This is a genomic window from Thermostichus sp. OS-CIW-33 (assembly GCF_054059615.1).
This window is the reverse complement of the sequence record NZ_JBSSCH010000012.1, coordinates 15822-28463: the sequence shown is the minus strand read 5'-3', so window position 1 is coordinate 28463 and position 12642 is coordinate 15822. Positions and strand designations below refer to the sequence as shown.

Below are 12642 nucleotides of genomic sequence, written 5' to 3'. Positions count from 1 at the left end.
CCCTTCCCATCTGACATCTGCCCAAGACCGTTCTTGCAGCCCGGCAGAGCCTCAATCCCTCAATAGTCGTTCCAAGTTGCCGTGAACCGGCCCATTGGCTTCCCTCTACCCTTGGGAGAAAGGCTCGGGGATCTCAAGCGATTGGAAAAACTCCTTCTCCTGGAACGGGTGCAGGATCCAACATCACAAACAAAAACGACTCCAGCCCCGCCAGGTAGGTGAGCACTTCCTCCCGGGCCGCTTCCAGCTCTAACTTGTTGACCTGGGCCGCTTGCTCAATCAAGGCTTTCACTGCCGTTGGCCCCTGCAACAGGGATCCCAGCCAGGCCATCTGAGGAGCTGGAATGGTTAGGCGTCCATAGCTGGATCCCGGCCAATTCATAGCAAACTCCAGCTTCTTCTCGTAGGCTTTGGCGAAGTTTTGGCGAAATTCGACGTTGTCGGCCAGGATGGGGTTAGGCTGCACTCTGCCCCCCAGCCAATCGGCGTCGCTCCAGGGCAAGACCAAGGAAGAGCCGGGGTGTTCTGCCCAAAAATCGATCAGGCGATGGTTGGGGTAGATCAGCTCATAAAAGTGATTCTGGTCGGCAGGCGAGAGTTTGTCCAGCTCGGCTTGCAGCCAGGGGGGCATGGCCCTCTCTTTGAACAAAATTGCAGGATCCCAGTCGGCATAGTCCACCAGACAAACCAGGCCCAGCTCAGCTTCCTCGAGCATGCGCATCAAGTCGGGAACCAAGAAGCCTTTGTCCCCCGGCAAGAGGTAGTTGGCCCGGATGTTGGTGTCGTCTTTGTAGATCTCAGGGTTCCAGCGCAGGGCTGCCCGCATTTCGTCCGAGGCCAAACTGGCCATGAATTCCCGCACCCGCTGACAGGCCTCAGGAGTGGGCAGATCAAACAGCCCCAGCAGCCGAAACGCCTCTTGTAGGCGAAAGATCACCTCCCGCTGGTAGGCGTGATGTAGGTTGGCCCGCAGGATCCCGTCAGGTTTGAGAACCCGCTTAAGCGCCTTTAGCCCCGCCACCGGATCGTCCAGCAGATAGAGCACATCGTTGAGGCTGATGAAGTCAAATTCCAGCCCCAACTGTTCGATGTCCAATAGGTTGAGAACATGGAGCTCCACCTCCCCGAAGCCGTGGTAGCGCAAGCGTCGCTCCGTCACCCGTACCGATTCTGCCGACAGGTCGCACACCACCAGCCGCGCCCCTGGATTGGCCTCCGCCAGGATCAACGTTTCCCAGCCAGAGCCGCAGCCGGCATTCAAAATGAGAGCGCCTTCGCTGGGCACAATGGCGCGAGTGCGAGCGTACTGAGCCGTCGTCAAGCTCAGGCGGTACAGCCCCTCAATGGCGTTGCGGCCCGAGGCCTCAATGGAAACATTGGGGTAGGGCAATTCTTCGTACAGTTGCCGCAGAGATTCTGTCGAGCTGCTGGCCATAGGGCTCCACACCGCTACCGTGAAGGGATCCGCTGCAGAAAGCTGCCCCCTATCCTACCCGGCATCCCTTCCCCGCAGGAATGCCTCTAAGGCAGCAGCCAGGGTTTCATTCCCCTGCAGATCCAATCCATCCGGCCTCTGGGGTGGGTGGGCGGGATCCCGCAAAAAGTCCCAGGATCCCTGAAAGAACTCCTCTGGGGAGAGGATGCGATGCCAGCCATAGCGCCGCAAACCCTCAACCAGCAACGGCGACTCGGCAAACCCAGAGCGGGTAACACAGGCCATAGGTGTGCGGCTGCGCAGGGCCTCTGCCAAAGTGCCATAGCCCGGCTTGGACACCACCCAGCGGCAGAGGGGCATCACATCCACCGGTCGCCACACCTGCCCATCCAAAACCCGCAAGTTGGGCAAGGGAGGAGCCTCCCGATCAAACGTGAGAAACTGCCAGTCGGGAAAATCTTGGAGCCGCTCGTAAGGAAACCCCTGCACCCCCAGCCCGCCAAAGGTAAACAAAGCCCTGGGTTGCTCCGGGTGTAACCCCAACTGGGCGGCAACCTCCTCCGGCCCGTAGCGGGGATCCGATCCCGTCAGCCCCACCTCCTGCTGACGCGGAAAAGCGCTAGTGCTCCGCACCGCTGACGCGACCATGCTCTCGCTAAAGGGCAGGCGAAACAGAAGGTCACATTGCCCATAGAGCTCCCGAACCCAGGCCACAAACGGTTGAAACTCCGGGCCATACTCCTGATAGATGAAATCCCAGCCAAAATTACTGGCCATCCAGCAAGGGATCCCAGCAGCCTGGGCAATCGCCGCAGCAATGGGCGGCACATCCGCCAACACCAAAGGCACCCCCTGGGCTCGAATGAAATCCGCTTCTTCTCGAACAAGCTCCGCAGCGCTGGCTTTAAACGCCTTGAGGGCAGCCAACGTAGCCGGCAGATCCGCTTGCAGCCCATCCGGCTGCACCACCCCCACATCCAACGCCCGCGGCCGATGGAGAAACTTCCCCTCCACGTAACGCTCCAGGAGCCAGCGGGGAGCCGGCGTAACAAAGATGGGCAGAACATGGGGATCCCGCCGCAGCAAAGCATTCACGACCGCCGCCAGACGGGTAACGTGCCCAAACCCGTGAGCTGTTGCCGCCACATACAGAGGAACGGGATTCATCGCGACCACCTCAAGACAGAACAGGATCTGCGGGGGACTTTTCCCTACGGGATCCCCACAGATTGCTGGCCAAAATCAGACCCAGGCCCAGCACGGATCCCAGCGCAATCGTCTCGCCCAACAGCACCGCAATCAACCCCAACGACAAAAAAGGCGTCACATACACCCAGTTGGCCAGGGATCCCCGATGGCCCGCCAACTCCAGAGCCCGCAGCCAAAATACAAAAGTCAGGCCCATCTCCGCCAGACCAATGTAAGCTGCCCAACCCAGCCCGGCAAGGCTCCAAGAGACCTCCTGAAACGGCAGCAGTAGCAGGCCATAGAGGCTGCCGAAGAGAAACCCCATAAACAGCTTCAGCACCGCATCTCGCCCATCCCGCACATTGAGCAGCCAGTAGAGCGCCCAGAGTCCAGAGCTGCCCACCGCCAGCAGCACCCCCCAGGGATCCCCCGCCTGCAAGGTGCCCCAGGATCCCCCCGTAGCCACCAGCACCACCCCCAGCAGGCTCACCCCCAAGGCCAACACCAGCCGCCAACGGAAGCGCTCTCCCAGCAGCGGCACCGCCAGAAGAGCCAGCACCAGCGGCCAAGTGTAATTCAGAGCCATCGCCGCCTGAGCCGACAGACGGTCATAAGCCTGGAACAACACCCCATAGTAGCCGAAGGGGTTGAGCAGCCCCTGAAGAGCCGATAGGCGGACTTGGGATCCCCTCTGCTTGCCGAGGAACCCTGCCCGCCCTGTAACCACCAAAACGATCCCCAGGATCAAGCAAGAGCTCAATGCCGAAAAAATCAGCAGAACCGTCGGCGACAGGTACCGCAACCCAAACTTAAAAGCGCTGGCAGCCGTGGCCCAGCCCAAGATGGCCGCCGCCAAGTAAACATAGGCTCGCCAGGGATCCCTGCCCATCAAAAGCTGTCGAGATGGTGCTCCGCACCGCTACCGCCGTCCTCTGGCTTCGACTTAGCTCCGGTGGGAAGGCCCAGCCGCGGTGCCACCACCCAGGCGTAGAGCAGGTAGCCCAACCCCGCCACCACCGCCCACCTGAGAACAGTGCCGAAAACCCGGAAGAACAGCCCAACCAGAAGAATACAGCCCAGAATGGCGAAGACCGTCACCAGTGGACGCCCCCAAGTCTCAACCCAAGCTCGAACGGCACTTTTCCCCCGAGACGCAACGGATGTTCCCGACTCCCGAGAGGCTGCAGCCGCCTGCTCCAGTTCACGCTCAAGCTGTTTCAGCCGTTCTTGTTCTGAGAAAGAGAGATCGGACATAGAGAGCAGTCTCCAGCGTTTCACCTCCATCTTACGGGCTGCTCCCGAAGATGGGCAGACTAAGCCCGCGCCGAAGGGATCTCCTGAACCATAGCCCGGAACACATCCAAAGCCGGGCCAGGGCGACGGTTAGGACGCGGAGCCGAGATCTCATTGGGCACAAAAGGCTTCTCCACCACCACCTTGGGCTTGTTGGCAGGAGCAGTTGCTGTAGCCGCAGGAGCAGAGCTGGGAGAAGCTGGTGCAGAACGAAAAGGCCCGGTAACAAAATCCACCAAGCCGCCGAAGAGAATGCCGAAGAAGGAGAACAGGCCGCCGAAAAGCTTCTTGAGGATACCCATGGCTCATTGCAAAGAAATGAGGTGAGAGATTGTCGAAGTTGTGAAGTTGTACAACTTGACCTTCATTATTGTTAAGAAGCAGCATCTTGGCCATGAGTAAATATGCTCTTTTTCTCAGGGATCCCCCACCCGCCTGCCCTCGGCGTCAAATCGCTGTAGGGGTAGGGTCAACTCCAGCTCTTGCAGCTCCAAAGGTTGAGAGACCCCCCTGACGCGCCCCAAAGCAAAGCCATCCGCCGCTGCCGGGTTCACGTCATAGCCGATATCTGCCATTGCTTCGACGGTGAGAATGCTTAAGGGGTTGGCTACCCCCCGGTCGATGCGGCTGGTCATCAGCTCGCGGCCCAAGACATTCTCCCGCCAATGGGAATCTCGGGATCCCTCCCCAAACTCGTTTTCTAAAGGAACAGAGGGCGCGTTTCCTCCCAGCGTGGCGAAGGCGCTGACCGCCCTGGGGCCGATGAAGCGGGGATCGTAGCCAGGGGGCGTAGGCTGATCCCGTCCCACCAAGCCCACCGTTAGCCCCTTGGGATCCCAGACGATGGGCAAGAAGCCCAAGGCATGGCCCAACTCGTGCAGGGCAGTAATGGGCAGATCCCCTCGCTCTTCCAGGGCAGATAGATTTTGACTGTTGAACAGAACTACGGAGTAAAAAGGCAGACCGTTAGAGGCCCGCACAAAACAGGGAGCAGCTCCCCCCAAAATTCGCTCGTTGCCGAGGTTTCTGGCCCGCACCTCCACCAGCAGATCGTCGATGGGGAAATTGAGTGGCGTGCTGGGAAACCCTCGATCGCATTCGTCGGCCCGAATGGTGGTGGGGGGCAGATCCGGCTGGTCACCAACGATGATCTGTTGCCAGCGCAGAGCGGCATTGCGGATGATCGACTGCTGGGTGGGGGTGAGACTGTTGTCGGGAAAGCGAACGTCAATGGTGAACTGGGAAGCAGGCGCAGTCGTTGGCGAGGGCAAAGGGGCAGGAATGACAGTCGGAGTAGGGGTGAGAACGACAGTTGGAGTAGAGGTGGGAATGACGGTTGGAATGGGAGTGGGAATGACACCTACAGAAGAGGAACCACCACTTCCGCCGCAAGCCTTGAGCACCAGTACCAGAAGCACAGCCACCAGGGATCCAAGCAGACGCAGACCCCATACTTTCCCCAGAAGCTGTCGCTGCCCCGAAAAAACCTTCACACCACCCCCAAACGCAAAGAGCCTCACGGCCCAGTTGGATCATACCGGCTGCAACCATCCTCCCGAGCATGATTTGCGTCACACCGCACCGGTCAACTTCAAGGCCAGGAAGAGATGGGTTTGGAGGTCTATATTTTCAGGTCAGGATCTCTCAATCTGAGGAGTCGGAAGAGTTTTCCTCTTCTATGCCCCAGCCCGCAGCCAAAACATCCACCGCTGCCCGCAGCGCCTGGTTATCCCCCAAGAGCTCCTCGGGATCCGAACGCGGCTCCACCAGGGGAACCAAGCGCAGAATACGTCCGTCCTGAACCAAGTCGATAACCACGCCCGGCTGCTCCTTGCCCAGGTTGGCAATCTCTTCTTCGGAAGCGGGATCCCGCAGACAGGCATAGTCAAAGCTGTTCACATTTAAGTAGAGGCTACGGTTTACCACCAGTGTGGCAGCAGTGGGATCCTGAAAAACATCCACCACGCAGCCTTCCCCTTGCTTCCGCACTGAGCCATCGACGATATCGAAGTAGCGAACACGGGCCAAATCGGATAGGAGTCGGTAAATATCCCGCTTGTTCACCAAAGTTCCCGTATTCACAATACAGGGGGCACAGGGATGAGTGTCTGTCATAGAGCAGTCGGTCTCGAAAGGTCAACAGATTGAGAGTAGGCAAAAGGAAAGCAACATCAACAGTGTCTGCAAACTATCTCCGAAAACATCAGTCCTCGGCAATTCTAGGCGCGGTTATGGTTGACAAGCAACAGGTATCCGTAACTTTACAAAAACTTTAATCAGCTAAAAAAGAGAGAAGTAGCCTGCCCTGCTTTATCCAGTTAACCCAGTGCAACAACAGAACAACTCGCTCCATTCCGCCTACCCAGGGCTCAGACTGCTCTCAAGGCAAAATCAATCCATAGCTTTGCTTCTATCGACTTTATCACAGCCTTCCAAAAAGGGCACAGGCCACTACAAGGTGCAATCTCCAGACAAAAGGGACAGAGGCTGTCCGGCAGGATTCTACCTGCATCTTGTGGGAAGGCAAGTAGCTGAGCAGCTTTAGACTCTAGATATTGTAGCTAGATATTGTAGATAGATATTGTAGATGAACCCCGAACAGACCGTCTTCGATTCAGAACTCTCCCCTTGGCTTCTTAGGAAGGATAGCATAGGACACCAAGCCCGCTGCCTAGAAATAGCGTTGACTCTTCGCCGGAGACGACTTCTGCCATGGCAACCACTCCCCAACGCCAGACTCTGCCGGTTGTCGATTTTGCCGCCTTTCAGAAAGGAACGGCAGGTGAGCGGGAGCAGTTTGTCCGCCAGGTGGGGGAAGCCCTGCAGCAGATTGGCTTTTTTGCCTTGGTCAACCATGGCCTATCGCCGGAATTGATCCGGGAAGCCTATGAGGTGGCAGAAGCGGTTTTTCTTTTGCCAGAGCCGACCAAGAGAGCCTATGAGGATCCGGCCCTGCTGGGGCAACGAGGGTACACCCCCTTTGGCAAAGAACACGCCAAAGATCATCCCTATCCTGACATGAAAGAGTTTTGGCACATCGGGCGCGAAGGGGATCCCCACCTTCCTGCCAACATCTGGCCTCGGGAGGTGCCCCAATTTCGCAGGGTGATGGTAGAGCTGTTCGCCCAATTGGAAACCTGTGCCCAGGGCCTGTTGCAGGCGGTCTCTCTGTATCTGGGGGAGCCTGCCGAATACCTGCCCAAAGCGGCGGAAGGAGGAGCCAATCTCTTGCGGGTGATTCATTATCCGCCGATCCCTGCTGAAGCCCCTCCCCAGAGTTTACGAGCTGCAGCCCATGAAGACATCAACTTGATTACGCTCTTGTGTGAAGCCACCGCACCAGGTCTAGAGCTTCTGCAACGAGATGGATCTTGGCTGCCCATTTCGGCTCTGCCCGGTCAGATCATTGTCGATGCTGGGGATATGCTGCAAAACCTCACCAATGGCCTGTTGCGCAGCACCACCCATCGGGTGACCAACCCCGACAACCCTCAAGAGCGCCGCTTTTCCATTCCCTTCTTTGTGCATCCGCGGCCAGAGGTGGATCTCACGCCCTTGCCGACTTGTGTGGCCCGCACCGGCGGGATCCCTCGGTTCCCTTCCCTGACTGCCGGAGAATACTTGGCCCAGCGGTTGAGGGAAATCGGCCTGGCTGAGGCAGGATCCCCGCCCCAGCATTGATCCCAACTGGGGGTCTCTATGGTTCGGATCCCAGCCCTGCCCTACGAGTATGAAGTTCCCAGCCTGTCTCAGTTGGCCCTGGTGATCATCGATATGCAGCGAGATTTCCTGGAGCCGGGCGGCTTTGGGGAAATGTTGGGCAACGATGTCACCCAACTGGGATCCATTGTGTCCACCCTGAAGGGGCTGCTGGACTTTTTTCGTCAAAAGGGCTTAACCGTCATTCATACCCTAGAGGGTCACCAGCCAGATCTCTCCGATTGCCCGCCCAGCAAGCGCAAACGCGGCAAGGGATCCCTGACCATTGGGGATGAAGGCCCTATGGGGCGGATTTTGATTCGCGGAGAGCCGGGCAACACCATCATCCCTGAGCTTGCTCCGCTTGCGGGAGAGATCGTCATCCCCAAACCCGGCAAAGGGGCTTTCTACGCCACCGAGCTGCAAGAAATCTTGCAAAAGCGCGGCATCACCCACCTGCTGTTCACCGGGGTAACCACAGAAGTCTGCGTGCAAACCACAATGCGCGAGGCCAATGACCGCGGCTATGAGTGCCTGCTGGTGGAAGATTGCACCGCCAGCTACTTCCCAAAGTTCAAGCAAGCCACCCTGGAGATGATCCGGGCGCAAGGGGGCATCGTCGGCTGGACGAGTTCTGCTCAGAACATCCAAAAAGCGTTATCGGGTTTACAGTGAGTGTGAATAACCCAACAAGCGTGAGGCTGAACCGATGACACTGGCTCAGGAGGCAACTGCCCAAGTCCCCGCCTTTTGCGAAGGGATCCAGTACTTCGGGGATCCCTGGCCGGAATTTGACCGCCTGGGCCAGGCCCCTGCAGTGGATGCCGGCACCGGGAAACTGAGGGATCCCGGCAGTCGCATGGCCGCCTACCAAACCTTGCTCTATGCCGATGCCTTGCGCTACCTCACCCTGCAAATGACCGCCAGCAAAGCCTCAGGCCATCCGGGCGGATTTGCCAGCCAAGCAGAAGCCTATGCCGCTCTGGTGTACCTGGGCCAGAAGAACATCCCCACCGAAGTTGGGCACCACGCGCCGGGCTTTTACGCGGCCATGTTTTTGGATGGATCCCTGGCCGAGATGGGCATCCACACCGTCGCCGACCTGCGGGCCCGTTTTCGAGAGCGGGAAGGGCTGTTGGGTCACCTCTCTGGCTACATTCCCGGACTGCTGGCGCCGGCTGGGCCGCTGGGGCAGGGGCAGCACTTTGCCATGGCGGGGGCATTACTCTACCCAGATCGCCTCTTCCCGGTCACGATTGGGGATGGCGGCCTGGGGGAGCCCTATGTGATGAGCTCCATGATTCACTTCCACACAGCTTTCCCGCAGCGCACCAACTTCCTGCCGGTGCTGGTCTGGAACGGCTACAGCCAAGAGCACCACAGCATGATCTCCACCGCCAGCAACGCCCAGATGGCCGAGTATTGGCGGGGCAACGGCTTTGAGGAAGTGGTGTTGGTGGATGCCAAGGACTTTGACGATGCCCAACAGCCTGGCCCTTACGTCGACAGCACTCAGTTTTCCCTAGAAGCCCGCCTTGCCTTTGCCCAAAGGGTGCTGATCGAAATGGAGCGAGCCATCCAATCAGCCCTGAGCGGACAATTAACGGTTTTCATCCTCAAGCAACTGAAGGGGGCTGGGGTACATGCCAAGGGATCCAAGTCCCACAACCTCTACGGCCACCACACTCTGGATCACCCGGACATTGTGGCGGCTCTGCGGGCGCGGGCCTTACATCCGGCAGCTTGGGCCCTGGTGCGACAAAACTGCCAACGGGCAGCCGGGGGGCCAGCCGCCAAGGTGGCGGTTACAGAGTTCGTTCGGCCTTTGCCGCCTTTGGGATCCCTAAACCTAACGGAGTTTCCCCTGGGGGACAAGCAGGTTTCCACCACGGCCATCGGATCCCTCGTGGTGCAGGTGGGGCAGAAAGATCCCGACTTTTTGGTGGCCAATGCCGACGGCAACGAAGCTTCCGGCATCGCCAATGTGAACCAAGGTCTCAAGGTGATTCACCCCACGGTGGATCCCTTATACAACCAACAGCCCCAAGGCCAGGTCTACGAACCCCTGAGCGAAGATGCCTGCGCGGGGCTAACGGCGGGCCTAGCCCTCTTCGGCGGACGCTCCCTGTGGTGCTCCTACGAGTCCTTTGCCGTCAACGGCCTACCCATCTGGCAGACGGTAACCCAAGCCATGGCGGAGCTGCGCCGGCCCACCCCCTCGGCCATTGCCCTCTTCACTGCCGGCGCTCTGGAACAGGGGCGTAACGGCTGGACCCACCAACGCCCGGAAATTGAGGCCTACCTGGCAGCCATGATGCGCAATGGCAACATCTTTCCCCTCTTCCCGCCGGATGCCAACTGTGCCCAAGCTGCCTACGAATGGGCCCTATCCACCTGCAACAAAGGGATCCCTATCATCGCCAGCAAAACTCCCCTACCCATCCGCACCACCCTCGAACAAGCTCGCCAAGCAGTAGAGCAAGGCTGCACCGTCCTTCAGGAACTTCCTGGATCCCGCACCGTGGTCTTTGCCGTGGTGGGGGATATGATTCTCCTGCCCGTGTTCGAGGCGGCTGAACAGCTCCAAGCCCAAGGGATCGGCTGCAAAATCGTCTCGGTGATTAACCCCCGCCGTCTGTATCGCCCCGGCGACGTGGCCTGGTCCACCTGTGCTCAGCCAGATGGGGAATTCATGTCCGACCAAGAATTTGCCGCTTGGTTTGCCGGCGAGGCCCTCATCGGCGTAACAGGCGGATCTAGCCTGATGTTGGAGCCTCTGACATTGCGCTACACTGGCCCGCGCGACATTTTTGCCTGGAAACGCGGCGAAACCACCGCCACCCCCGCCGAATTGATGGACTACAACGGCCTGACAGCTCAGGCACTAGCAGAACGAGCCAAGCAACTGCTATGCTGAGGGCAAGCTTTTAGCTTGGTTAGCATTGTCCACCTTATTTTTTCCTATTTTTTCCTATGACTGCGGCTAGCTCTCTCCGAGAGAAGCTTGAGAGGATATCTCCCACCGAGAGGGTAGAGCGAGTTGTTGTCCAACACTTTGCTGTTCCTCTCCTGCAGGCGCTTGGCTTTGACGACTCGGAAATTAGAGATGAATTCGAGACAGGTTGCGGCCAGGTCGATCTCGCAGCAAGAAAGAACGGAGATCCTGAAGATATTTTCTTTAGATCCCCGAAGAATCCCTACTTGCTTTTGGAGGCAAAATCTAGAGCAGTTAATCTCAGAGAAGGATCTTGCTATAGAGATGTAGTTTGTCAGATAGAAAGTTACTTGCTTGCCAAGAACTGCAAATCTGCAAAATGGGGAATTATCACCAATGCAAATAACATCCAGCTTTGGAGGAAGCACGGAAAAGTCGTTCACCCCGCTACAGCAAACCTTGATATTAGCTCAGATAACATTGAGAGCATAGTGCGTAACTTGCGAGACAAGATAGAAAACTATGAGCGCGCTCTGACTGTATGCGTGTATAACAATAAAGGGGGCGTAGGCAAAACAACGACGATCATTAACCTTGCGGCAACACTAGCAACCAAGAAAAAAAAGGTCTTAGTTGTTGACTTTGATTCTCAGGGTGATCTGACAAGAAGTTTGGGAGCCACTCCTGGAAAAATTACACTGACGCAATGTTTAAAGGATCCCAAAATAGACGTCCATGCCATTGTCCAAACATATAGACTCAGGGGTATTTCCATCTTCGACATTATCCCAAGAGACCCTGAGCTGGAGACGTTGACCGACAGCCAGTCGCTAGCATATATCCAAAAGGGAACCCGACGCCTTCGAGATCTGATTGCCCCTCTTCGCAATGGGTATGACTACATCCTAATTGACTGCCCAACTCAATGGCTTTACTTCAGCCAAAGTGGTGTTTTTGCTGCCGATGTTATTTTGATACCTACCCGCCCCGACGATCTGTCTTCCCTGAATAATGCTGCTAGAGTAATCACCAGCTTTGTTCCAGAAACTGCTAAGTCACGACAGGATGGCGGCCCCAGGACTTTGCCTATCTTTTTCAACGGCGTCTCTTCGGGAAGTGAATACACTATTAAACTAGCTAACGAAGAGATAGATAAGCTTATCAACCAGGAGAAAAGTGTAGATCTACGTCCATATTTCTGGCCGCATTTTAAGAGAGGTAATGAAAACAAAAGCATTTTTAGGATACCTGACTATGCAGTGATATCCTCTGCAAGCTTTGCTCGAATTCCTGCCGTCTTTAGGGACAGGAGAGTTTTAGAATACTACCAGAGTCTTGCCCGTGAGTACTTTATCGATGAGTGAGTTTTCAGATCTAGGTAGGTTGGTTAACTTACCCCTTGAGAGCATTACGCCCGCCGATGGGTTTTCTGCTCCCTCCTTCCTTGTTGCCGCAGCCGCAGATCAGCTAAGGGCGACAGGAGGACACAACTGGGTTCCTCTGCTGGTGGTCGAGGCTGGCGACTATCAGTACAAGGCCATTGGTAACCATTTTGTCTATGCAGTTGCTCAAGAAGCGGGACTGGAAAGGCTATGGTGTATCGTTGTCGATCCTGATCCAGAGCAGGTTAAGCAGGCCCAGATTCTCGCCAAAGAAATTGTTCCGAAGGTAAATTTGACCAATACATCGAGAGAGACTATCTTGGCTGCGCTAAGATACCTAGCCGAGCAACCCAGCAGTCCCCTCAAGGGAGTCGATGTAACCATTGCAGCTGCCCGGATTGCAGAGGCGGATAGAAGTTGGTGGCAGGACTTAACCCCCATAACCAAGCTTGGGTGCAAAATTACGCGAGGCAAAAAACTGGATGCCCTATCGGAAGTATTTTTCGTAACTCCTACAGCGTTGCCCCCTACTCTGAAGAAATCATCCAAGAGATCTGCGGCATCCGCTGGCGCGAAGAAAGCGACCTCAACTCGCTCGCGGAAAAAAACAGAGGGAGAGAGCTGAAAGGGATCCCTTCAAAAACATATTCTCCTCTCCACATCACCGAGGCCCGACTCCGCTTGCTGTGGGATGCCTGCCTCAAGCCTCC

General features: G+C 57.0%; 12 protein-coding genes. 5 read left to right on the top strand and 7 right to left on the bottom strand.

From position 1 onward, the window contains the following. Positions 1–133: 133 nt before the first annotated feature. From ACVWZG_RS09875 to ACVWZG_RS09845, 7 genes are all read right to left on the bottom strand, one after another. Entirely contained in the window at positions 134–1435 is a 1302-nt protein-coding gene (locus tag ACVWZG_RS09875) for a class I SAM-dependent methyltransferase (RefSeq protein WP_457406808.1), read from the bottom strand. A 54-nt stretch (positions 1436–1489) separates the two neighbouring features. After that, positions 1490–2602 (bottom strand): glycosyl transferase, encoded by a 1113-nt coding sequence (locus ACVWZG_RS09870; protein WP_457406806.1) that lies wholly within the window; start codon positions 2600–2602, stop codon positions 1490–1492. A 10-nt stretch (positions 2603–2612) separates the two neighbouring features. After that, a complete protein-coding gene (locus tag ACVWZG_RS09865; protein ID WP_457406803.1) occupies positions 2613–3512 on the bottom strand; it encodes a DMT family transporter in 900 nt (299 codons plus the stop codon). Then, a complete protein-coding gene (locus tag ACVWZG_RS09860) occupies positions 3512–3877 on the bottom strand; it encodes a hypothetical protein (RefSeq protein ID WP_457406801.1) in 366 nt (121 codons plus the stop codon). The genes ACVWZG_RS09865 and ACVWZG_RS09860 overlap by 1 nt, the downstream gene beginning before the upstream one ends. Positions 3878–3936: 59 nt before the next feature. Further along, the gene (locus ACVWZG_RS09855; RefSeq protein WP_011432432.1) at positions 3937–4218 is read right to left on the bottom strand and encodes a hypothetical protein; all 282 of its coding nucleotides are present in this window, start codon (positions 4216–4218) and stop codon (positions 3937–3939) included. A gap of 114 nt (positions 4219–4332) precedes the next feature. Then, positions 4333–5409, bottom strand: a complete 1077-nt coding sequence (locus tag ACVWZG_RS09850; protein WP_457406799.1) for a leishmanolysin-related zinc metalloendopeptidase — start codon at positions 5407–5409, stop codon at positions 4333–4335. Between the two features lie 151 nt (positions 5410–5560). After that, positions 5561–6031 carry a hypothetical protein gene (locus tag ACVWZG_RS09845; RefSeq protein WP_414331929.1) on the bottom strand — a complete coding sequence of 157 codons (471 nt, stop codon included), beginning with the start codon at positions 6029–6031 and terminating at the stop codon, positions 5561–5563. A 597-nt stretch (positions 6032–6628) separates the two neighbouring features. On the opposite strand from ACVWZG_RS09845, the gene ACVWZG_RS09840 reads away from it, so the two are divergent. The 5 genes from ACVWZG_RS09840 to ACVWZG_RS09820 are packed head-to-tail and all read left to right on the top strand — an operon-like array spanning position 6629 to position 12557. Further along, on the top strand, positions 6629–7597 hold the full coding sequence (locus ACVWZG_RS09840) for an isopenicillin N synthase family dioxygenase (RefSeq protein ID WP_457406797.1): 969 nt from the start codon (positions 6629–6631) through the stop codon (positions 7595–7597). Positions 7598–7615: 18 nt separating this feature from the next. Further along, complete coding sequence (locus ACVWZG_RS09835; RefSeq protein WP_457406794.1) at positions 7616–8290, top strand: cysteine hydrolase family protein; 675 nt, start codon at positions 7616–7618, stop codon at positions 8288–8290. Between the two features lie 34 nt (positions 8291–8324). Beyond that, a complete protein-coding gene (locus ACVWZG_RS09830; protein ID WP_457406791.1) occupies positions 8325–10532 on the top strand; it encodes a phosphoketolase family protein in 2208 nt (735 codons plus the stop codon). 56 nt (positions 10533–10588) lie between these two features. Next, positions 10589–11914 (top strand): AAA family ATPase, encoded by a 1326-nt coding sequence (locus ACVWZG_RS09825; protein ID WP_457406788.1) that lies wholly within the window; start codon positions 10589–10591, stop codon positions 11912–11914. Beyond that, positions 11892–12557, top strand: coding sequence for a Rho termination factor (locus ACVWZG_RS09820; RefSeq protein ID WP_414328947.1), 666 nt, complete (start codon positions 11892–11894; stop codon positions 12555–12557). The genes ACVWZG_RS09825 and ACVWZG_RS09820 overlap by 23 nt, the downstream gene beginning before the upstream one ends. Positions 12558–12642 lie beyond the last annotated feature (85 nt).